General features: G+C 39.7%; 17 protein-coding genes and 1 pseudogene. 12 read left to right on the top strand and 6 right to left on the bottom strand.

From position 1 onward, the window contains the following. Positions 1-36: 36 nt before the first annotated feature. The 6 genes from xylA to xylB all read left to right on the top strand — a co-directional run bounded on the left by xylA (position 37) and on the right by xylB (position 7,589). Positions 37-1,344: a xylose isomerase gene (xylA, locus tag IGJ53_RS13465; RefSeq protein WP_259742399.1), complete on the top strand. Its 1,308-nt coding sequence runs from the start codon at positions 37-39 to the stop codon at positions 1,342-1,344. 13 nt (positions 1,345-1,357) lie between these two features. Next, positions 1,358-2,968, top strand: coding sequence for a glycoside hydrolase family 43 protein (locus IGJ53_RS13460; protein ID WP_438750446.1), 1,611 nt, complete (start codon positions 1,358-1,360; stop codon positions 2,966-2,968). Next, on the top strand, positions 2,965-4,263 hold the full coding sequence (locus IGJ53_RS13455; protein WP_010733105.1) for an ABC transporter substrate-binding protein: 1,299 nt from the start codon (positions 2,965-2,967) through the stop codon (positions 4,261-4,263). The genes IGJ53_RS13460 and IGJ53_RS13455 overlap by 4 nt, the downstream gene beginning before the upstream one ends. 40 nt (positions 4,264-4,303) lie before the next feature. Next, a complete protein-coding gene (locus tag IGJ53_RS13450) occupies positions 4,304-5,218 on the top strand; it encodes a carbohydrate ABC transporter permease (RefSeq protein ID WP_010733106.1) in 915 nt (304 codons plus the stop codon). Further along, complete coding sequence (locus tag IGJ53_RS13445) at positions 5,211-6,044, top strand: carbohydrate ABC transporter permease (protein ID WP_010733107.1); 834 nt, start codon at positions 5,211-5,213, stop codon at positions 6,042-6,044. Before IGJ53_RS13450 ends, IGJ53_RS13445 begins: the two co-directional genes overlap by 8 nt. A 63-nt stretch (positions 6,045-6,107) precedes the next feature. Then, positions 6,108-7,589: a xylulokinase gene (xylB, locus tag IGJ53_RS13440; RefSeq protein WP_010733108.1), complete on the top strand. Its 1,482-nt coding sequence runs from the start codon at positions 6,108-6,110 to the stop codon at positions 7,587-7,589. A 688-nt stretch (positions 7,590-8,277) separates the two neighbouring features. Here the strand turns inward: xylB and IGJ53_RS13435 are convergent. After that, positions 8,278-9,120 (bottom strand): annotated as a pseudogene (locus IGJ53_RS13435) (SWIM zinc finger family protein); the annotation flags it as partial. Between the two features lie 597 nt (positions 9,121-9,717). Between IGJ53_RS13435 and IGJ53_RS13430 the strand changes: the two are divergent. After that, positions 9,718-10,581 (top strand): AraC family transcriptional regulator, encoded by an 864-nt coding sequence (locus tag IGJ53_RS13430; protein ID WP_259742397.1) that lies wholly within the window; start codon positions 9,718-9,720, stop codon positions 10,579-10,581. 99 nt (positions 10,582-10,680) lie between these two features. Next, on the top strand, positions 10,681-11,163 hold the full coding sequence (locus IGJ53_RS13425) for a GyrI-like domain-containing protein (RefSeq protein WP_025478253.1): 483 nt from the start codon (positions 10,681-10,683) through the stop codon (positions 11,161-11,163). Between the two features lie 262 nt (positions 11,164-11,425). Here IGJ53_RS13425 and IGJ53_RS13420 read toward each other — a convergent pair whose 3' ends face one another. Then, complete coding sequence (locus tag IGJ53_RS13420; protein WP_002314309.1) at positions 11,426-11,893, bottom strand: Rrf2 family transcriptional regulator; 468 nt, start codon at positions 11,891-11,893, stop codon at positions 11,426-11,428. Between the two features lie 122 nt (positions 11,894-12,015). Here IGJ53_RS13420 and IGJ53_RS13415 point away from each other — a divergent pair, with 122 nt between their 5' ends. Further along, a complete protein-coding gene (locus IGJ53_RS13415) occupies positions 12,016-12,867 on the top strand; it encodes an SDR family oxidoreductase (protein WP_259742396.1) in 852 nt (283 codons plus the stop codon). 335 nt (positions 12,868-13,202) lie between these two features. Here the strand turns inward: IGJ53_RS13415 and nagE are convergent, their stop codons facing one another. From nagE to IGJ53_RS13400, 3 genes are all read right to left on the bottom strand, one after another. After that, positions 13,203-15,161, bottom strand: a complete 1,959-nt coding sequence (nagE, locus tag IGJ53_RS13410) for an N-acetylglucosamine-specific PTS transporter subunit IIBC (protein ID WP_259742395.1) — start codon at positions 15,159-15,161, stop codon at positions 13,203-13,205. Next, positions 15,158-16,030, bottom strand: coding sequence for a PRD domain-containing protein (locus IGJ53_RS13405; RefSeq protein WP_010733114.1), 873 nt, complete (start codon positions 16,028-16,030; stop codon positions 15,158-15,160). The genes nagE and IGJ53_RS13405 overlap by 4 nt, the downstream gene beginning before the upstream one ends. A 340-nt stretch (positions 16,031-16,370) precedes the next feature. Further along, complete coding sequence (locus IGJ53_RS13400) at positions 16,371-17,243, bottom strand: LysR family transcriptional regulator (RefSeq protein WP_259742393.1); 873 nt, start codon at positions 17,241-17,243, stop codon at positions 16,371-16,373. 126 nt (positions 17,244-17,369) lie between these two features. Between IGJ53_RS13400 and IGJ53_RS13395 the strand changes: the two genes are divergently transcribed. The 3 genes from IGJ53_RS13395 (at position 17,370) to IGJ53_RS13385 (ending at position 20,239) form a co-directional block, all read left to right on the top strand. Then, positions 17,370-17,939: a DapH/DapD/GlmU-related protein gene (locus IGJ53_RS13395; protein WP_002372464.1), complete on the top strand. Its 570-nt coding sequence runs from the start codon at positions 17,370-17,372 to the stop codon at positions 17,937-17,939. 66 nt (positions 17,940-18,005) lie between these two features. Further along, positions 18,006-18,743 carry an SDR family oxidoreductase gene (locus IGJ53_RS13390; protein WP_010733116.1) on the top strand — a complete coding sequence of 246 codons (738 nt, stop codon included), beginning with the start codon at positions 18,006-18,008 and terminating at the stop codon, positions 18,741-18,743. 227 nt (positions 18,744-18,970) lie between these two features. Then, positions 18,971-20,239: a glycoside hydrolase family 73 protein gene (locus tag IGJ53_RS13385; RefSeq protein WP_259742392.1), complete on the top strand. Its 1,269-nt coding sequence runs from the start codon at positions 18,971-18,973 to the stop codon at positions 20,237-20,239. Positions 20,240-20,533: 294 nt separating this feature from the next. On the opposite strand, the gene IGJ53_RS13380 is transcribed toward IGJ53_RS13385, so the two are convergent. After that, positions 20,534-23,662 carry a glucosaminidase domain-containing protein gene (locus IGJ53_RS13380; RefSeq protein WP_311135327.1) on the bottom strand — a complete coding sequence of 1,043 codons (3,129 nt, stop codon included), beginning with the start codon at positions 23,660-23,662 and terminating at the stop codon, positions 20,534-20,536. Positions 23,663-23,808: the final 146 nt, after the last annotated feature.

Here is a 23,808-nt window from a genome sequence, read left to right as displayed (position 1 = left end):
TAGTGTACTAATCAACTAAAAACAAGGAGGAACAAGATGAGTTATTTTCCGATGATCAAAGAAGTAAAGTATGAAGGACCAAGAACAGAAAATCCATTTGCTTATCGTCATTATGATCCTGAACAAGAAATCTTGGGGAAACCAATGAAAGAACATTTACGATTTGCAGCTGCTTACTGGCATACGATGACGCAAGACGGATCTGATCCATTCGGCGACCCTGTGAATATTCGCTCTTGGGAAGGTGAGAAACCATTAGAAACAGCGAAAAACCGAGTAGAAGCATTTTTTGAACTTCTTGAAAAATTGCATATCGAATATTTTTGTTTCCATGATGTAGACATTGCTCCAGCTGGGGGTTCTTTAGAAGAATTTTTCCAAAACACAGATGTCATCACAGATTTGATCAAAGAAAAAATGGAACAGACTGGGATCAAGTTGCTTTGGAATACCGCCAATTTATTCTCACATCCGCGTTTTGTCCATGGAGCAGCTTCGTCAAGCAATGCAGAAGTTTTTGCCTATGCTGCAGCTCAAGTAAAGAAAGGATTAGATGTCAGTAAAAAGTTAAATGGAAAGAACTACGTCTTCTGGGGCGGACGAGAAGGTTATGAGTCTTTGCTGAACACGGATATGAGATTCGAACAGGACAATATTGCACGGTTATTCAAAATGGCGGTGGCATATGGTGAAAAAATCGAGCATAAACCGCAATTTTTGATCGAACCTAAGCCCAAAGAACCTTCGAAACATCAATATGACTTTGACGCTGCTACGACAATGGCATTTATCCAGAAATATGATTTATCAGGAGACTTCAAACTCAATCTTGAAGCCAATCATGCGACTTTGGCAGGCCACACCTTTGAACATGAATTGACTGTTGCCCGATGCTATGATGCTTTGGGATCAATCGATGCCAATCAAGGGGATCTTCTTCTAGGGTGGGATACAGATGAATTTCCAACCAATATTTATGACACGACGCTAGCCATGTACGAAATTTTGAAAAATGGCGGGATCGCACCAGGAGGAATCAACTTCGATTCGAAAGTACGACGTTCTTCCTTTGAGATGGAAGATCTATTACTTGCGCATATTGCTGGAATGGATACCTTTGCACGAGGGTTGAAAGCTGCCGCACGATTGATAGAAGAGGAGTTTTTCGAAACAATCAAAGAAGAACGGTATGCAAGCTATAAATCAGGTGTGGGAGAACGGATCATCATGGATCAGGAAGATCTTGAATCACTGACAGAGTATGCTTTAGTACATGACCAAATAAAGAATGAGTCAAGTCACTTAGAATGGATCAAGTCGCGTTTGAACGATTACCTAGTATAGAAAGGAATTCTTTATGATAAATAACCCGATTTTAACTGGATTCCATCCAGACCCTAGTGTTTGTCGTGTTGGGAAAGATTATTATATCGCTGTTTCTACTTTTGAATGGTTCCCAGGTGTCATGATCTATCATTCAAAGGATTTAAAACATTGGCACTTGGTAAGTACGCCTGTCAACCGAACAAGTCAGCTGAATATGTTAGGGAACCCGGATTCTGGAGGTGTCTGGGCTCCTGCTTTGAGTTATCACGATGGGAAATTCTGGCTGATCTATTCCGATGTCAAAGAATTGAGTGGTAGTTGGAAAGACGTGAACAATTATTTAATTACATGTGATACCATCGACGGAAAATGGACAGATCCAATCTATTTGAATAGCTCAGGATTCGATCCTTCCTTGTTCCATGAGGAAGATGGGAAAAAGTACTTGGTCAATATGGTTTGGGATTATCGTCCTACTCGTCATTCTTTCTATGGAATCGCCCTTCAAGAATATTCATCAGAAGAAAGAAAATTGATTGGTCCATCAAAGATCATCTTTAAAGGGACGAATCGAAAATTGACAGAAGCACCTCATCTTTATAAAATCAACGGCTATTACTATTTGCTGACTGCAGAAGGTGGAACGAAGTATGAACATGCGGCAACCATTGCCCGCTCAAAGAAAATCGAGGGTCCGTACGAAGTCCATCCAGAGAATCCGTTGATTACTTCTTGGTCATCTCCTGAACTGCCTTTGCAAAAAGCAGGTCATGGGTCGTTCGTTCATACACATACAGATGAATGGTATTTTGTCCATTTGACAGCTAGACCACTAAAATACAAAGAAACACCGCTTTTAGAAAACAGAGGGTATTGCCCCTTAGGAAGGGAAACTGCGATCCAAAAAATAGAGTGGAAAGGGGGATGGCCGTATATAACTGAAGGGAATTTTCCAAAAAATAGAGTGGAAAGCCCGTCCATACCAGAACAGATGTGGGAAAAAACACCTATCAAAGAAACATTCGATCAAGAAAAGCTCCCTCTGCATTTTCAAACATTAAGGATTCCCTTTACTGAAGAAATCGGTAGTTTGACTGAGCGAAAAGGTTATTTGAGACTATTTGGTCGAGAATCATTCCATTCGCTGTTCACCAAATCTTTAGTTGCTAGACGATGGCAGCACTTTTCATTTGAAGCCGTGACGAAAGTAGAATGTTCAGCTGAGAATTTTATGCAACTAGCAGGAATGACGAATTATTACAATACTAAGAACTGGTCAAGCATCCATCTCACACATGATGAAGAGAAGGGACGAGTCATCGCTCTTTTAGATTGTGACAATGGACAATTATGTGAACCAGTCGGAATCATCCCCACACCCGATAATGTAAGCGCTGTATATTTAAAAACTATAGTTTCTTATGAGACATATCGTTATTCTTATTCATTCGACGGGAAAGTATGGATAGACGTTGGTCATACTTTTGATAGCTTAAAACTTTCCGATGATTATACTGCTGAAACCCAAGAAGGATTTTTCACGGGAGCATTTGTCGGTATGTTTGCCATCGATACTTCCGGCACAAGACTGGCTGCAGATTTTGATTTCTTTTCGTATGAAGAAAAAGGAGGGAAGCCATGAAACAATGGAAGAAGCTGAGTGTTGCTCTATTAGGAGTCAGTTTGATAGGCGCACTAACTGCTTGCGGAACGAGCTCTGAACGTTCTTCAGAAGACAATTTAGAATTGACTGTGTGGACGTTCACAGACGAACTTTCGACGATGATCAATGAATATTATTTGCCAGCTCATGAATCTTTGGATTACGTGATAAAGATCGTAGAGATCCCTTCTGATCAATTTGAGACAAAATTAGATCCAGTGTTAGGAACAAGAAATGCGCCTGATGTCATTGCCTTAGAATCTGCGTTCGTAAAGAAATATGTCGAATCAGGATTGATGGCTGATCTAGGAGAATACGGTCTGGAAGAAGCGGCAAGTGATACCTACTTATATGTCAAGGATGTCGGAACTAGCAGAGAAGGGACTTTGCATGCTTTAGCTTGGCAAGCAGCGCCTGGCGGATTTTATTATCGTGCTTCTCTAGCAGAATCACTTTTAGGGATTACAGATGCAGACCAGATGCAAGAGCAAATAGCTGATTACGAGAAATTTTATGAAGTGGCAAAAGAAGTCAAAGAAAATAGTGGTGGGACTGTCCAGATGATCTCCAGTGTCCAAGACTTAGCAAAACCATTTTTTGGCATGCGGGAATCAGGATGGGTGGAAGATGAAAAGCTAATCATCGATGATAAACTTCATGAATTAATGGATATTTCACGGCGATTTGTTGAAGAAGATTTGACGAAAGATACAGAAGGTCAATCAGAAGCATGGTTTGCTGGGATGAATGGCGAGACAGACTTTGGATATAGTCTGCCTACATGGGGATTACATTATTGGTTGAAACAAAATGCTGCTTCGGCAGACGGCTCTAGAACAACAGAAGGGGATTGGCGGATGATCCAAGGACCTTCTTCTTGGTTTTGGGGTGGTACATGGATCGGTGCCACGGACACCTCAGAAATGAAAGAAGAAGCGGCAGCGCTGATCCAATATCTAACTACTGACCCAGAATTTTTGGAACAATGGGCAAAAGATACGGGAGACTTCGTATCGAATGAACGGGTAGTAGAAGCAATCAAATCGTCTTACCAAGAAGACTTTCTGGGCGGGCAAAACCATTATGATGAATTTTCTGAAATGGTCGAATCAATCAATGCAAAAATTCTAACTGAATATGATCAAACAATCGAAACGTTGTTTATCGACCATTGCTTGACACCTTATTCTAAAGGAGAGACGGACAAAGAATCGGCTATCCAAAATTTCAAAGAGGCCGTAGCAAATGCTTATCCTGATTTAGAAATCGATTAGCTGGGACAGTTGTCTAAAAGGTACAAGAAAGGAGATTCGAGTGAAAAAAGCTAGATTTGAGCGCTACAATCGTTATGGTTTATTATTCATTGCCCCATTTTTCTTAGCATTTCTAGTATTTCAGCTTTATCCGATTTTCTATACTATTTTTTTAAGCTTCACAGATTTGAAAGGATGGAATACAGAAGCCTCGATTGTCGGTTTCGAAAACTATGTCAATCTTTTGAACAATGCATTGTTCCTTCAATCAATCAGAAACACGTTGATTCTTTGGGGTGTGAATTTTGTCCCTCAGATTACGTTGGCGCTTCTTTTGGCTGCTTGGTTTACAAATCTCAAATTGAAGTTGAAAGGGAGTGGTTTCTTTAAAATCATTTTCTATTTGCCAAACATTATTACAGCAGCATCTGTAGCCGTTCTATTTTTTGCATTGTTCAGCTTTCCGATGGGGCCGATGAATTTGGTCCTGACTCATTTAGGCGTGTTGGAGCGACCGTTTGATTTTTTCCGAAGTGTGGCAAGTACACGCTTGATTGTCTCTTTTATTCAGTTTTGGATGTGGTATGGGCAGACAACGATTGTACTTGTTTCAGGGATATTAAGTATCGATCAGTCGCTTTTCGAATCTGCCATGGTTGATGGCGCAAGTGATGCTCAGATTTTTCGAAAGATCACGTTGCCGTTATTGAAACCTATCATGCTGTATACTTTAGTGACGTCATTGATCGGGGGTCTGCAGATGTTCGATATCCCGTTTTTATTGACTAACGGAAATCCTGACAATAGTGTCAACACGATTACGATGTTCATCTACAAACAAGCATTTACTGGTAGTCGGAATTTTCAGATTGCTGCGACAGCTTCAGTCATTTTGTTAGGGATGTCGATTCTTTTGAGTACATTGCTTTTCCGGTTTTTCCAAGAAAAGAGCAAAGTGAGGGGAAGAAATGGATAAACACTATCGGTTGCAACGTCTGCTGATTTATGGATTCATGTTGTTACTTACGTTTTTGAGTATTTTTCCCTTTTGGGTCGTTCTGGTGAATTCCACACGTTCAGCAGAGCAAATACAACAAGGGCTATCCTTACTTCCAGGAACACAGTTAGTAGCGAATTGGCATGTTTTGAGGAATAAAGGATTCGATGTGTTCAACGGATTCCAAAATAGTTTGGTGATCTCAGCTGGTGCTACGTTATTGAATGTTTATTTCTCTGCCTTGACTGCGTATGGATTGATTGCTTATCGCTTCAAAGGCAAAAGGCTTGCTTTTGCCGTTATTCTTGGATTGATCATGATTCCTCAGCAGATCAGCATGATTGGTTTTTATCAATTTATGAATCGGTTGGATTTGCTGAATAGCTATATTCCATTGATCTTTCCAGCGATTGCATCGCCTACGACTGTCTTCTTTTTGAAACAATATCTGGAGACTGTCTATCATTCCGATTTGGCAGATTCAGCGCGTTTAGATGGTGCAGGAGAGCTGAAGATTTTCCATAAAGTGATGCTTCCTTTGATGAAACCGGGATTAGCGACGATGGCTATATTTTCATTCGTGACTACTTGGAACAATTTTTTGATGCCGCTGATCTTGATCAACGATACTGACAAATTTACCTTGCCGATGTTGATCCAGCTGTTAAAAACCGATGTCTATCGTACAGAATTCGGCAGTATGTATCTAGGGATTTCTCTCAGTATCGCACCGCTTCTGCTGATTTATCTGTTTTTATCGAAGTACATCATTGGTGGCGTGACTGCAGGTGGGATCAAAGAATAGGAAAAACAGACATTGTCAGCAATCGTTTTTGATATTTATAATAAAAACAAGGCAGGTGGTTAAATGTATATTTTAGGTATTGATCTAGGAACTAGTTCATTGAAGGGATTAGTAATGGATAGGAATGGGAGGATCCAAGGTGCGGCGAGCGAAGACTATCCGTTACTACAACCAGAAGCTGGATTTAGTGAACAAGATCCTAAAGACTGGATCCAAGCTTGTGGTCAAGTAATCGAAGAACTAGCTGAAAAAGTGCCTGATTTTACTCAAAAATTAGAAGGAATCAGTTTTTCTGGTCAAATGCACAGTTTAGTCGTACTAGATGAAGCGAACCAACCGTTAAGAAATGCGATTTTATGGAATGATGTGCGTACAACCAAAGAATGTGAAGAAATAATGGAAAACTTTGGTGATCGATTACTTGAGATTACCAATAATCGTGCATTAGAAGGTTTTACGTTACCTAAAATGCTATGGCTTCAAGAAAATGAGCCGGAATTATGGGCAAATGTTCGTCATGTTTTATTGCCGAAAGATTACCTTGGATTTTGGCTGACAGGAAACCAGCAGATGGATTATTCAGATGCTGCAGGTACGTTATTACTTGATATGGAAAGAAAAACATGGTCTGAGGAGCTCTTACAGACTTTCCATATCTCTCCTAAAATACTGCCTCCGCTTGTATCTTCTACTACTTGCATTGGATCGGTACGCAAAGAACTAGCAGAACAATTTGGTTTTCACAAAGAAGTAAAGGTATTTGCTGGCGGAGCAGACAATGCATGTGCTGCTTTAGGTGCGGGGATCATCCAAGATGGCGCAGCTATGGTCAGTATTGGAACCTCAGGAGTATTTTTGTCTTATGAGAAAAATAACCAAAAGTCTTATGAAGGCAAACTTCATTTATTCCATCATGCAATAAATGATGCTTACTATTCTATGGGAGTGACATTAGCTGCGGGACACAGTCTCAATTGGTTCAAAAAGACTTTTGCCAAAGGACTTTCTTTTGACGAACTGCTGCAAGGAATCGAAAAGATCGAGCCAGGTTCAAATGGATTATTGTTCACACCCTATCTCTCAGGAGAACGAACACCGTACGCCGATAGCCAGATACGGGGGAGTTTCATTGGTATGGATACTCGACATACACTTAGCCATATTACCCGAGCAGTGTTGGAAGGAATCACCTTTTCATTGAAAGATTCGCAACAGTTGATGGAAGAACTAGCGGGTCGCAGATTTACACGTATTGTTTCGGTGGGAGGAGGCGCGAAAAATCTTGCATGGCTACAAATCCAAGCTGATATTTTCGATGCAACGATCTATTGTTTAAGTGTGGAGGAAGGACCTGCATTAGGCGCAACAATGATTGCTGCACTAGGATTAGGGTGGTTCGATACACCTGAAAGCTGTTGTCAGTTTTTTATCCAATATACAGATGCAGTGGAACCTCTCTCACAAAATGTAGAAAAGTATCGTAAAATCTATCAACAATACCGAAAAATCTATCCAGCAACGAAGGAAATCTGTCATAACTTATAAATTATAAAACAGAAGGGCTGTGACAAAAGTTTGGTCACAGCCTCTTCTTATTTCTTGAATCTGACCACTTCTGTCACAACCTCTTCCATCTTCTTTATTTCAACCTTGGTTCGATTCTTTTCATCTCAGCAGTCAATGCTTTTCTGCGCGGATATTTTTCTCGAAGTTCTTTGGTCAACAATTTAGCTGTCACAAGTCCGTTTGGCAAGCTAGCCATTTTTTCTATTTGGTTGCCAAGTTTTTGGTATTCCAATTTTGTCGCAAAATTAGCTACGTTTTGACGTAATTCAAATTCATATTTTTGTAATAACTGTTTAGGACAATAGTTTTTCAAGATATCAAAGTGCCGGTCGACCATGATCAAGCTGTCTGTGCTTTTTACATACTCCCACAATAAATCATAACAACCTTCTGCTGCATAAAAGCGATCCACATTTTTATGATATTTAAGAGCTGAAAACAGTTCATTGCGTATGATCGACCACGTTTCAGGTGGGCATGCGTTTTTTAGTTTTTCCAATGTAGGGAAGTGGATACTGTCAGATGCTAATAAACGTTTTTTCAAATTTTCTATTTTACTTGTATCATCCGTATTTTTTAAAGTAGAGCCAGTTGTTTTTTTGATGGATTTAGACTGCTTGTCCGTGTGTGTTTGTCCTTTTTTATGGGGCTCGCTTTTTTTTACAGATTTTTTTCGTTTTTTGGTTATTTTTTTCTTTTGGCTAGAAAACTCTTTTTCCTGAAATTCTTCTTTCAGGATTTTTATGGAGTAGTTTTTTGAATAAGAGGCGTCAGTATGATCGACTTGGCAGACGAACCAAGAGAACATTTGTCTTTTTTCTGCACGGGGTGCTTCTGCTAATAATTCTTTCCATAAATAATAACAGTCCTCTATCAGAAGAAGTGATCGTTCGTCCGCAGGCTCCAAATAGCATGTTTCAAGAGTAGCAATCACTTCATTGATCAATTCGAATGCGGGAAGATAGGCATTTTGCTGTATAAGCGACTCAACAGCTTCTTGGATGAACTTTCGCATCTCCATGATGAACTTCGCTGTTTTCCTGTTTTTGTTTTTTCCGATAGGATGATCGTATTTGTGGATGATCGTTGCTAATTTATCTGTGTAGTTTACTGCATGGAGCGGGATCTTCTCTTTGAAGCGTTCGATAAATTGCGGATGTTCTATAAGAATCTCTGTTAAAAGTTCCCGTACAAGAGAGGAACTAGCGGAAGAAACAAGGGAAGAGAGTTCGGAAAGCGAGTAGTTGGATTTTTTTATTGGACGTTCTTCGTAAGCGAATAAGACAGCCGCCATGTGCTTGCAGTTTTTTCCTTCTATGGCATATAGACAATCGCAAGTCATATTCGCCTTTTCATCCCATGTGATCACTACCTTATAATCTTCCGTGCCAGAAACTGTTGCGGTCAAGTGTTTGCTCGTATAGTTCAAATGACTGACAAACCCGTGCAGATGATAGCTATACCCGCGTTCCAAAATGTTTTCAGGAAAAAGTTCAAGCCAATTATTCATATAGTTCTCCTTTCATGAAACACTTGTTTATATTTAGTATAAAGAATCGTCAAAGAAAAAAGTAGCTGATTTTACCATATCTGTGAAGCAACTTTTTCTCGAATTGTCAAAAATTAATTCTGCGTTCCTTTTCTTAAAGAATGAGAGAAAAAGTAAAAAAATAGCGTATTAAAGATGGAACTTTTTGTTTTTTTATTTATCTGGCAAAAATGAAGGAATTTTGTTGGAAATAAATAATTGTTCCAATTGATTAAAGAGGTATGATGTAACGCAAAGAAAGGTTCAAGCAGCGTTCGTATCAACAGTCCGAACAGCCGCTTGCTTTGTACAGTAAATAGTAAGCGGTTTAACGAAGGGGGTAAAAGCTATTTTTCCTGCTTTGTTAACTTAGAATGTGTCTTCCCCAAAATTCATTTTTTCTAAAGGTAAAACATAAGTAGGCAGATACTACCAATTATCCGTTACAAAACGCTGCTTGAGAATTTTCTTTAAATCCATACAAATTTTTCTATACCCGACTAAATTGGTTCCTGATTCATCAAGTAATTGACTTTCTTTGATAATATGATAAAAAGGCAAGCAAGGAGGAAGATAAACATGCTTAAAGATCTGAACCAATTGATTGATTACATCGAAGAACATTTGACAGAAAGTCTTACCTATAAAAAAATAGCCGAAAATACAGGAATCTCTGAATATCAGTTAAAGCGCATCTTTACGTTTATTGCAGGGATGTCTCTGATGGACTATATCAAAAACCGTAGATTGGCTTTGGCTAATCGCGATCTTCTAGGTGGGGAAAAAGTAACAGAAACGGCGTTTAGATATGGATATGAAACAGTCGAGGGTTTTTCAAGAGCTTTTCGTGATTGGTCAGGTTATCTGCCTTCAGAAATCAGCAGATATGGCATACAAAAATCTTTTCCACGCTTGACATTTTTTATTGATGTCAGAGGAGGAAAATCGATGGAATTTCGTATCGAAAAGAAAGAACAGTTTTATGTGGCAGGTGTGGCGAAAAAAGTCCCTGTCCAATTTGAAGGAGTCAATCAAGAAATACAAAAGTTAGCGCAGACGATCACGGAGATTCAAAGGGAAGAGATGCATAAGTTAGGAGATTTATATCCACATCAAGTAATCAACGTTTCTTATGGATTTGATGGAGACCGCTTGGAAGAAAAGGGTAGTTTAATGCACATGATCGGCTTTGCTACGACAAAAGAAAATCCGTACGATGATTTAGAAATGCTTGCTATAGAAGAACATACTTGGGCCATTTTTCCTAATAAAGGATCATTTCCCCAAACTTTACAAGACACTTGGGGGAAAATCTATGCAGAATGGCTTCCTTCTTCAGATTATGAGCTAGTTGAAGCTCCCGAGATCTCTTTTACAAAATGGGGAGAGGATTTCAGTCATGTTTACAGTGAGATTTGGATTGCAGTAAAATTAAAGAAATAGTTAAAAAATAAAAGCACCTCTATGAAAAAGAACGTAACTTTGTCAATTCCCTTTAATTTTACGTAAGATAAACTTAACATAATAGAAAGGGTGGGAGAAATGGCAAAGTATAAGATTGAAGAAAAACCAGAGTTTGCAGTGACAGGTATTGGTGTGGAATTGAAAAGTAGCAATACAGATTTTGTTGGTTTGGCAGCAGAGAAGCAAGCCTTTGAGCAAAAAGTCATCAGTGACGGAACAATAGACACCTTGAAACAAGCTGCTGAAAATCATTATTTCTTTACAGTCAACGAACCCTATGATGGGAAAATGATGTACTATGTGGGTGTTCAAACGAGCCAGGATGTTCCTAACACTACGAGGATCATCCCATTTCCAAAAGGAATGTATCTCGTTGTAAGCGCTTCATCTGAGTCGCCTGAAGAACTAAGGAACGATTTGACGAATACGGCCTTTGGACATGTTTTAAGAGAAGTAGAAGATTACGCCTATGTTGGTGGTCCGAATGCTGTCGTCGAAATGGGTGTTATCGATGGGAAATACATTGGAGAAATCTGGATACCGGTAGTCAACAAACCATGATAATATAGAGGTCGTGAAAGTAGCGCTTTGACCTGAGCATTAGAGAGGAAAAATGGAAAATAGCTTTCCATATTTTGTATTTTTCAGAACTAATGCCAAGGGTCAGCTACTTGAACACCGTTTATCAAGACGTCATGACTTCAGTGCTTTGACCTGAATATTAGAGAGAAAAAAGAGGCATGACAAGGCTTTTGTCTCCCGGAGAATAAAAGAATTTATGTAGACGATTCCGATCAGAAAAATGCAGGCCCAGTAGAGAGAATTATAAAAATCTCTCTACGAGGCCTGTGTTTTCTGGTCTTTTTTCTTTTTCCAAAACGGCTATTTTATGTATCAGACTATCAAGTGTGATCTTAGCCATTTCTTCTTCTGCTTTTTTCTGCAGCCGAGCGTAGCTTTCTTCTAAAGCTTCTTGGATATTTGCACCAACGACGCAATTTGGGTTTGTTTTTGGATCGACTTGGATAAGCTGTGTATTACCTTCAATGCTACGATAGACATCTAGTAAAGAAATCTGATCTGGTCTTTTGGCAAGGGAAGGTTGCGGTTTTCCGGTTTTTGTAAGGATCAAGCCGGATTTTTTGAGCTGACTCATGATTTTACGTACATTGGCTGCATTTGTTTCGATACTGCTGGCAATCATCTCACTAGAAAGCAATCGGGTATCTTGAAACATTTCAATATAGGCAAGTACATGGATTGCATCACTAAATTGCAGAGAATACTTCATCAGTTGACATCCTTTCATTTTTTTTGCTTGACTTATCTTACCACACTCTTTATGATAAAGGTGTAATTTATAAATGTACAGCTATAAATCTTAACAAATAAAAAGAATAAGGAGTGGGAAATATGCATTATTTAGTAACAGGAGCAACTGGAGGTTTTGGTGGTTATGCGCTGGAATTTTTAAAAAAGATGGTTCCACAAAATGAAATCTATGCACTAGTACGTAGTGAAGAAAAAGGAGAAGCACTGAAAGAAGCTGGATTTAACATACGTATTGGTGATTATGATGATTTAGATTCAATGAAAGAAGCGTTGAAAGGAATAGATCGATTGCTTTTTGTCTCTGGCGTTCCAGGAAATCGCCAAGCCGAACATGAGAATGTAGTGAAAGCAGCGCAAGCAGCTGGGGTATCTTATATCGCTTATACAAGTTTTGCAGATGCCGATCACTCAATCAGTGTATTAGCGCCAGATCACCAATTCACTGAAAAAACGATTAAGGATTCAGGTATTCCCCATACATTTTTACGGAACAATTGGTATGTAGAGAATGAATTACCTATCATTGGGCAAGCTTTAGCAACTGGTCAATTCGTTTATGCTGCAGGAAATGGAAAAACAGGTTGGGCATTGAAACGGGAATATGCAGAAGCCGCAGCAAAAGTACTAGTAGAGAATGATTCCCCAGAAATCTTAGAATTATCCGGCCATCTAACTGACTATGAAGAATTAGCCAAGGCATTAGAGCGTGCGACAGGTAAAGAGTTAGAAATTATTGAAGCAAGTGATGTAGCGTTTGTCGAAAATCTAAAAGAAGCCGGATTCCCTCAAGCAGCAGCTGACATGTTTTTAGCGATCCAACATGATATCAAAAAAGATCAGTTAGCTATTTCCTCTGATGATTTAGAAAAAGTTTTGGAAAAACCATTAGTCTCTCTTGAAGCAGCATTGAAAGAAATACTGGATCAGGAATAATGGGTGATATAAAGAGGTTGTGAAAAAGCCGCTTAGTTTTGAGTATGAAGAAAAATTTTGTGAAAATGGCTTTCCACATTTTTGCATAAATTTGACTTCATACCGATAAACTGGTTTTTGAACACCGTTTACCAGAGGTTGTAAAAAAGCTGTTCTGCATCAAGTAATAAGAAGAGTCAAATAAAAAATAGCTCTTCATATGTTTCGTTTGGCTGGACTTATTACCGCGGAGTTGGTAGGAGAACGCCATTTTTATTCAGAAAAAGAAGCTGAGACAAGATTTTTGTCTCAGCTTCTTTTGTTTATCGATAAAAAAGTCTGGGAAAGACGATGGCTCAGGCTTTGTTAGAAACAGAGCCGATTTTATCATTTGCTTTTACATCACGTGCGGGTTCGATTTCTAAGCTTTGGACTTTGTCGCCATTTGTGAATACAACGACCATATCCGTGTTTTTGCCTGCAGATTGAATAGCAGCAAGATCAACTAAAGCAATCAATTGACCTCTTGCGACTTTTTGACCTTCTTCTACATATAAAGTGAATGGTTCACCTTTTAAGTCAACAGTATTGATGCCCATATGAAGCAAGACTTCGATACCAGCATCTGTTTGGATTCCGACCGCATGTTTCGTTGGGAAAATGTTTGTGATCGTACCAGCGATTGGAGAGAAGATTTCTTCATTTTCTGGTAATACAGCATAGCCGTCACCCATCATTTTTTCCGCGAATACATCATCTGAAACTTCAGTGATTGGAATCAGTTTCCCATTTGCGATAGCGTAAATATCTTGTTCGATCGTTCCACCGGCAAATGTTTCTGTTTTAACCACGGTGTTTGTTTGTGCAGGTCGTGCTGCAGCGCCACCATGTAATTTTGCCATCTCATCTGCAACGAATTGTACTTCTGTACCTACGATGACTTGCGCATTTTTCCCATCAATGATTTTCATTCCAGGTACGCCAGTGGCTTTGATTTTGTTTTGATCGATCAGTCCTGTATCTTTGACTTGCAAACGAAGACGTGTAGTACAGTTGTCGATTGAAGTTACATTATCAGCTCCGCCTAATGCAGCGTAGATTTTGTTTGCTTGTGCAGCATATTTATTGTCTGAATTAGTCGTTGCAGTATCGTCATCTGAAAGATCTGCTTCCTCGCGGCCAGGAGTCATCAGATGGAATTTTTTGATAGCAAAGTTAAAGCCAAAGTAGTAAATTACTGCTGTTACTAACCCTTGGACGATCAACATCAATGGCTGATTCGCAATCGGATTTTTCAAAGATAGGAAGTAATCGACAAATCCGGCACTAAAGGCAAATCCTGCTGTCCAATGGAAGAATGCACTGACTGCTAAAGAAATCCCAGTGAAAATGGCATGCAAGACATATAATGGCCAAGCAACGAACATAAATGAGAATTCAAGTGGTTCTGTTACACCAGTAAAGAATGAAGCAAAAGCTGCTGCTAACATCAAGGAAGCTGTTTTTGCTTTGTTTTCTGGACGGGCATTTCTGTAAATAGCATATGCTCCGGCTGGAAGCCCGAACATCATGATTGGGAAAAATCCAGCTTGATACATTCCTGTTACGCCTTTTGTTCCTTCAGAAGCCAAGAATTTACCGATATCATTGATTCCAGCTACGTCAAACCAGAACACGGAGTTCATTGCTTGATGCAATCCTGTAGGGATCAGTAAACGGTTGAAGAAGCCATAAAGACCTGCACCAACCCAGCCTAAACTCAAAATGAATTTAGCAAAAGAAACTAAAGCAGAGTAAACCGGAGGCCATACGAGCAGTAGCACTGCACTGATCAGCAGCATGACGAAGGCAGCCAAGATTGGCACTAAACGCTTACCGCTAAAGAAAGATAAAGCCATCGGTAATTTTGCTTCGTGGAAACGATTATAAAGAGCTGCCGCAATCAATCCGGCAATAATACCAATAAATACGTTACTGATCTGAGCAAAAGATGGATCAACTGATTCTGGTTTGATATTCAATAAAGTAGCTACTGAATCAGTTTTTAAAACATTTACTGGAACTTCAAATGCAACCAAACCTGCTAAGGCAGCAGCACCTGATTTGTCCACTGACATCCCTAGTGCTAACCCAACAGCAAACAGCAAAGGCAATTGACCTAAAACTGCGTTACCGCCAGCTTGTAAAAAATGAGCGACAATGTCGTTACTATAAGATGCCCACCAGTTCCCGATCCCTACTAGCAAAGCAGCAGCAGGTAAGACCGCAACTGGGAGTTGAAGGGAACGTCCCATTCGTTGTAGATATGCTTTCAATTTTTTTCCTCCTCATGATTGTTAACATTTGTTTGTACGATTGCGCTTCTTAAACGCTCGATATGGATGGCCAAGTAACCCAGTTCTTCTTTCGTGATCGCGAGCTGGTATTCTTTGGTCAGCAACACACGGATTTTTTTAGAAATCTTATAGCTTTCTGGGTATTTTCGTTTGACCATTTCTACGATTTCCGTATCTAAGACAGCATATTGTTGTGCATGGGTTCGTTGTAGAAGCAGTCGTAAATGATTCACCAGTCTTGAATAATTCAGTGAAAATGGTTCTGAATGGATATCTGTTTCCAATTCTGATTCCACTAAATGGATGATATCAGATACAATCGTCACTTCACGGATACTGCGATGGTTATTATTTCGACCGCTTCGTCCGCTGTGGATATGGATTGCGATATATCCTGCTTCGTCATAAGTGTATGGAATCCCAAGCTCTTTTGTCAGATATTCTACTGCCCATTGAGCAATACTGAATTCATCACTGTAAAGCACTTCGATTTCTCTCAAAAGCTTGTTGCGGATGACGATACCGTTATTGATATTCTCCGCAGAAAAAGCAATGTGGTCGGTCAAAGCGATCAACACATGTTCATTCAGTTTCTCCATCAAGACAGTTTCCGCATGATCGATGATTGCTTCTGCTGCAAACAAAAAGCGTTCATCGATCTGATTGAGTAGATTTTGCAATTTGATTTGTCCTTCTGGCTCCATGACGAATATCCGCTCAATATCACGATCAAAGATCAAATCATTTCTTTTTCTGTCAAATCCAATTCCTTTTCCAATAGCTACTTTTTCCTGCCCACCGTCATCTACCAATACTGCATTTTGATTAAAGATCTTTTTGATTTTCATGCGCGCACCCTTTTTGAAGATTTGGTTTTCATGTCTGCTAGACCCGTTGATTGCGGCCAAACAAAAATAGACACGAAAAACCTCCTAGGGAAACCATGTTCCTCAGAGATTTTTCATGCCTAGTATGATCTAGTCACATGAAACGAATTATTGTTAACGTAATCATTTTATATAGACAGTTATGTTTTGTCAATTCTTTTTTTATAATTATAGTAATTTAATGGAATTATCAGAAATAAAATGAAGGAACAGATTAAGAAACTTGTGTTATTTAATTATTGAATCTTTTGCTTGTCTTATTCGTTGTTAAAAAGCTGAAAGCGAAGGAAAGAAACGCTGCTTAACTGTATTTCTCCGTTAGGACATCTAAAAATTTACGAGCTGCAGGAGAAAGCGGCTGGTCTTTTTTCCAAATGAGATTCAGTGAAGCTTGTAATGGCGGATCGAGTGGGATAAATATTTTTTCCGTCCCATAAGTATTGATGATGCCATCTAGAGCTAATGCACCAAAAGTCCCATTATTGACCATTAAAGAAGCATTGTACAATAAGTTATATGTTCCGACGATCGATAACTGATCTATGCTGAAACCTAGCCATTCAGATAGTTGATTGTCCACTGACGTTTGCCGGGAAATGATCAAAGGAACAGTTTTTAGTTCTTGTGGATGGATGACGGTTTGTTTTGCTAAAGGATGAGTCCGATGTATCAAAAGTCCCCAACGATCTTGGGCAGGTAGTCGAAATGCCTGATATTTTTGCTTATTTGTCGGTTCGATCACGACTCCAAAATCGAGTAGCCCGCTATCCAATTTCTCCATGATATCATCTGCATTCCCACTATATAAATGAAACTGGATATCAGGATGCGCTTTGATCAACGAATGAAGGCTATCAGAAATGAAAGAGATTGCTTGAGTTTCACCGCCACCAATGTAGATTTCTCCAGAGATGATTTCGTCATTTGTTAAGTTGTTCGTCGTTTTTTCCACCAATGACAAGATTTCTTTTCCTTTTGAATAAAGATATCGACCAGAATCCGTCAACTGTATCTCTCGGGAGCCTCGAGTGAAAAGTGTCACACCAAGTTCTTCTTCTAAATCTTTCAGTTGTTTTGAGAGAGTAGGTTGCGTGATATGCAGCGATTTTGCTGCTCGGCTGATATTTTTTTCTCTAGCTACTGCTAAAAAATACGTCAGTATACGAATATCCATTTTTTCCCTCCTGTTTTTAAAAAGTATATCACTAAGTATAGCTAAAATGAATAGTTAAGTATATTTTATAAATATTAGACATAGTAAGCCGTCCGTTATAAAGTAAGGATAAAAGGAGGGAGCAAAATGACAAGTGCCATCGAAAAACAAATCGTTAATAAAGAGATTCGAGTGACGGATCCACTTTTTGAAGTGATCCATCAGATCCAAGCGGAAAACGAAGAGCCTTTAGCAGCACTGAATACTGGGTACCATGAACCAGCAGATATCCGCAAACGGCTAGAAAAAATCATTAGTGACAAAGTAGATGATACGGTGACTGTTCTGCTGCCTTTTTATACAGATTTCGGCAAACATATTAGTATAGGGAAAAATGTCTTTATCAATCGTCAAGCGATGTTCGTCGACTTGGGTGGTATCTGTTTAGAAGATTCCGTATTGATTGGTCCTCGTGTCAATCTCATCACGGTAAACCATCTAACCGATCCAACAGAACGAAGAGGCTTGTCAGTAAAGCCAATCCACATCAAGAAAAATGCTTGGATCGGAGCAGGAGCAACTATTCTGCCAGGCGTAACGATTGGCGAGAATGCCATTGTTGCAGCGAATGCAACTGTTACGAAAGATGTCCCAGACAATACCATCGTTGCAGGAATCCCTGCCAAAATCGTCAAACCTGTCGAACGGATTATTTGAAGAGTAAGATGAAATAAGAGATAGTAAGTACAAGCAAAAGATTTTTCAAAACAGGAGGAGAATAGAATGAATGATTTATCAGAAAAAGTGATTGTCATCATGGGCGCTTCAAGCGGAATCGGTGAAGCAACAACGAAGCTGTTAGCAGAAAAAGGAGCTAAACTAGTCATTGCCGCACGCCGAGAAGATCGCCTAAAAGCAATAAAAGAATCTTTACCAGAAGCTGAGCTATATATTCAAACAGCAGATGTAAGAGACTTTGCGCAAGTCCAAGCAGTAATCGATTTAGCGATGGAAAAATTCGGTCGAATCGATGTATTGTACAATAATGCAGGGATCATGCCAACCGCACCATTAGTTGAAGGACACCGAGATGAATGGCAAAATATGCTTGATATCAATATCATGGGTGTTTTAAACGGGATTTCCGCCGTACTTCCAATCATGGAAAAACAAAAATCTGGGCATATCATTTCAACTGATTCTGTAGCAGGTCATGTTGTTTATCCTGATTCTGCCGTTTATTGCGGAACAAAATTTGCTGTCCGTGCGATCATGGAAGGATTACGTCAAGAACAGCGACAAAATAACATCAAATCTACGATCATCTCTCCAGGAGCTGTTCAAACTGAATTATATCAAACAATCAGCGACAAAAAAGCCGCTCGTGAACTTCATGAAGCGCAAAAAGAATGGGGATTAACATCTGAAGATATAGCATCTGCTGTAGCATTTGCGATAGAAACGCCAGACCGGATGTCTGTCAGCAACATGATCATCCGTCCGACGACACAGGAAGTATAATTCATAACGGATAATATCCAGAGAGAATTACTTGTTATTGGTTATTCAAATGACCAACTAACTAAATAAGGCGTGAATGAAGAAGGTTCTTCATTCACGTTTTTTTTATGTAGAAAAAGCAATTTTATCAAAAAACAAAAGTTATTTAAAAATGGACATTGACTTACTTTTACTTTTTTAGTTACACTGTTATTTAGGAAAAGTTTCATATCCAAAGGAGAAAAAAGATGAAAGCAAAGAATTTATTATTTAGCGTTATTCTTTTAGGAAATCTAGCAGTTGCCAACACAACCGTGCTAGCTGAAGAAACGATAGGAACAGTCACAACTCAGACAACGAGTTCTTCAGAAATAGGAATTGAAAACGATACAGAAAGTACGTTGCAGTCAGCTGCTGTCTCCGAAAATACGGTTTCAACTGAAGAATCAACAACAGGGACAACAGAACAACCGCAAACGGAAGAAAGCACATCAGCAGAAGCTCAGAAAAATCCAGAGAATGCGGAAGAAATCACGAACCAATTGACGGATGGACAAACATTGACACATACCCATCAAGCAGATTTGTCTGAATTCGAAAACTATACTGGCTACGCTTTTTCTGCCCGCTCATCTGCTAATTCTCAACAAGCATTCATTGATAGTATTGCATCCACTGCACAAAGCTTGGCAAGTGCCAATGACTTATACGCATCAGTCATGATTGCACAAGCAATCGTTGAAAGCGGCTGGGGGAACAGTGCTTTGGCTTCTGCTCCTAATTACAATCTATTTGGAATCAAAGGAAGCTATAATGGCCAATCTGTTACGATGCCTACTTCGGAATATGTAAACGGACAATGGATCACGGTAAATGCTGCTTTTAGAAAATACCCTTCGTACAAAGAATCATTACAAGATAATGTGACGGTATTGAAGACGACTTCTTTCCAGCCGGGCGTGTATTACTATTCTGGTGCATGGAAAAGCAATACGAACTCTTACAAGGATGCTACAGCTTGGTTGACCGGTCGTTATGCCACTGCGCCTAATTATGGTGCTACATTAAACAATGTAATCGAGACTTACAATCTGACGCAGTATGATACAGCACCAACTTCAACTTCTCCAATGTATCGTTTATATAATCGTCATACAGGAGAGCATTTGTATACATTGAATGCCGGCGAAAAAAATTATCTGCCAACTGTAGGCTGGGAATATGAAGGGATTGCTTGGCAAGCACCAAACAGTGGACAGCCTGTCTACCGTTTATACAATCCTTACAGCGGAGACCATCATTACACAATGGCGCAATCTGAGATCAACTCTTTAACAAAAATCGGTTGGCGCTATGAAGGTCTAAGTTTTTATTCTGGTGGTTCCAAGCCAATCTATCGATTATTCAATCCAAATGAAAAAACTGGTACCCATCACTATACCTTAAGTGCGAAAGAAAGAGATTGGCTAACGCCAATGGGCTGGAGATATGAAGGAATAGGATTTTATGGTTATTAAAAAGAGGTTGTGAAATCAGCGTCCTGACCTGAGTATTAGAGAAACAAACGGTAAAATAGTTCTTCATATTTTGCCGTTTGTTGAGCTAATACCGAGGGTCAGCTGATTGAACACCGTTTACCAAGAGGTTGTGAAAAAGCTGTCCTGCATCAAGTAATAAGAACAGCCAAACAAAAGCAGTTTCTCATGTTTTTCGTTTGGCTGGACTTATTACCGTAGATGCAAGTTTTTGAACACCGTTTACTCAAAAAAGGTTGTGACAAGAATGTTGTCACAACCTTTTTTTATGCCCGTTCAATCAAATTGATCCAGCTTCCAATATTCGATCAGATTATTCAATTTTTGACCATAATCAGGATCTGTCGCGTATGTTCCTGTTAATGCACGGGTAGCATCTCTATAAGAACGTGCATTGACTTTCCATGTTCCCGCATATCGGTTTGGGTCCCAAGAAACACCATATCTTAATTTTAAGGCATTATCTAAGAAGGATTGGTCAGTGGACTGATAGACCCGAAATTTTGAATTGACAGGGACAACGACACCATTGATCACTTCGTTAGATATATGCCAGATATAGCCATACTTTCCTTCATCTTCGCCGTCTTTGAATTTCATCCCAAAGAAGTTATTCGCGTGCTGAGCTAGATAGCTTGTGCCATATCCTGTTTCTAGGATCGCTTGAGCCAACATGACAGAAGTATACAAGCCATGAGCAGGCGCGATACGATTCGCACTTTGGCTGACGGAATTGATGAATCTTCCCTGAGGTGTCTGCTCATTCACTTGTCCTAGAATCGTCAGTTGGTTTGGCTGATAGCCACTTGGCCGTCGGTCGTTTTCAACAATGGTCAGCTGGATACCTTCAACAGGCAAATTCATCCTGACAGAGCCTGCTTTTTGTCCATTTGATGCCCAGCCTAACCAGCCTTTGGAACGAACAAAGGCACGATAATAAATATCATAGTTTTCAGCAAGTTCTCCTGTTAACTGAAAGGAAAAGGCTTGAAGAGAGCGATTTTGTCCAGTCGTTCCTGAGATCGCTCCATTGGATACAGTTCTGGTCCAACCGCTGTCAGCTATGTGTGAATCATATTGGATACCACCAGTATATCTTGATGTTCCTAAATTTGCGCGAATCGCTTCAAATTGTCTTCCTTGATTTGCGTAGCTGATCGAGTTGTTCAGGCTAGTTTGGCTTACCCAGCCAATATTCGATACATGTCCTTGCAACGTGATTCTAGGCGGAGCTATACGAAAGGCGCGAGTAGTTGCACCAGGTGCGGCTCCTCCTTTCCTTACTAATACAATTTGAATCGCTTCTGCACGGTAAGCATAGCCTTGTGTACCAGCTGATTCACCGTTCTTTGCCCAGTTCATCCAGCCGAATTCTTGTGCATGTACACGATAATAAACGTCATATCGGGTGCTGATTGTGCCAGTCAGATTGATGCGGATCGCCTCAATAGGCAGATTTTGTCCAGTCGTGCCAGAAATCGTGCCATTTTGTGCCCAGTTGGTTTCCCAACCTTTGTTAGCGATATGGGATTGATAAGTGATACCGCCACCAATCGTATTTTCAGATAAACGCAGTTGCATTGCTTGAAGACTTAACCGTTGGCCAGTCGTACCAGCTTGATTAGCAGCATCTGTCTGGCCTAACCATCCTCTGTTAGTTACGTGAGTATTCGCCAATACGGATGGTTCCTTTTCGATATAAGAAATACCGTTAGTAGCAGGACCGGAACTGTTTTTGTCCAATAATTGGATTTCAACTGCTTCGATTTGATGACCGTATCCAAGTGTACCGGAAGGATTTCCGTTCATTGTCCAAGGAAGCCAGCCAAAATTTCGTACATGGACTCTATAATAAACATTGTAAGTTGCTGCTAATTGTCCAGTTAATCGAATATTGATTCCTTCAATCTGTTTGACTTGTCCAGTCGTGCCAGAAATAGCGCCGTTAGCTACCCAATTTTGCCATCCTGAACCTTGGACATAAGAGGTGTATTCAATAGCACCAGAGAGGGAGGATGAAAGATGGATACGAAAAGCTTCTACTTGTAAAGATTGACCTGTTGTTCCTGAAAGTTGACCGCTAGAAACATTTGGTAGCCAACCACGATTTTTGACATGTGTACTATAGGTAATAGATGGACGTGCAGTACGCAAGGTAGATTCATCTGTCTGTGGCACTTTGTTTTGCGGCTGGAAAGAAGAATCAGTTGTTTCTTTTGAATCAGATGCTGTACTTTCAGCTGTTCCTATCTGTTCATTTGAGGAATCAGTCTCTGCTGATACTGGATCCTCTGGTTGGAATTCTTTCTGTGGGACAAAAACGATTGAAGAATCCTCTGCTGTCAGCACATAAAACACTTGATCGCTGATTTGGACTGCTCTTTGTACGTGATAACTTTCTGAATGTGAAATGGTTTCCTCTGATTGTTCTAGCCAAGCTTGATCAAGTGACAGAGAGGCAACGGCTGATTCAGAAAGCTGACCTTGTGAGGCTTCAACTGGAACTGTTTTTGGCTCATGAGCAGTTACAGAGTTTGCTGCTACCCATCCTTCATAGTTTGCTGTTTGGATATGTACCCAAGTCGTTTGATCCGATAACGCTACTTTATCTGTGATGAGGGCTGGTCCAGATATTTTTTGATGTTCTTCTTGGCGATAGAAGGTAGGATAAATATCAGTTTCATTCAGAGTCGTATAGGTTTCTGTCATACTTATATGTGTTTGAATGATAGGACCAGCTGCAACTTCTGTGTAATACGCACGTACGGAAGAAAGAAAATGCTCCTTGTCTAGAGTGATCGAATCGTCAAACATCAAGAAATCTGCTGATTTTTCCAAGGGTAAAGAATAGGTTTTGATTTTTTTTGCTACATAATAGGCCAAATAATTGGTGACTTGTTCTGTTGGTTCTGTCGGTATGACCAGTTGGATCGTTCCTTTATCCACCCATTGTCCACCGGGTAGCTGGACATCAGTAGAGACGATCTCATACACACCTTGCGCATCAATGTAGCTATGAGCAGATTGCTGCTGAATGAACGATTCCTTTGTTTGTTTTGAAGCTGAAAGGTGGATTTTATCAGGTTTCATTTGTTCAAATCTACCATTTGCTCCTTGCAAAGAGGGATTTCCAGAGATTTTTGGCGGTGTAAAATTTTCTACGGCAGAAGAGCTGTCTTCTAGATTTTGATAGGAATTCTCTCCAGATAGGCTTGATTGGGATGGTGCGCTTTCATCTTCTGATAGGGCAGATGTTTCTGTTGTTTGAACATTTGACAAAACGGTATCAGCGAATACGAGACTATTAGGTAACAACGTCGCATTCACTAAGAGAAATACTGCGGCTACTATTCTTTTTCTCACATTATTATCCTCTCTTTCTTTTTTATTGTTCCTTCTTTTCATTCTACAAGAGATTTCTTTTATTTACACTCATTTCTATTGAAAGCCTTTGTTTTTTAATTTCACAGCTGATTCTTTGACTTTTTTCTTTTTTTATTCTATTATTGATAAGTCAATCGTTGACTAGTCAATTATTAGAGAGGAGGAAA

The organism is Enterococcus sp. DIV1283b, from assembly GCF_051710965.1.
Taxonomy (GTDB): Bacteria; Bacillota; Bacilli; order Lactobacillales; family Enterococcaceae; genus Enterococcus_B; species Enterococcus_B lactis.
Note: the sequence above shows the minus strand (reverse complement) of the source record. Positions and strands in the feature narration are given on the sequence as shown.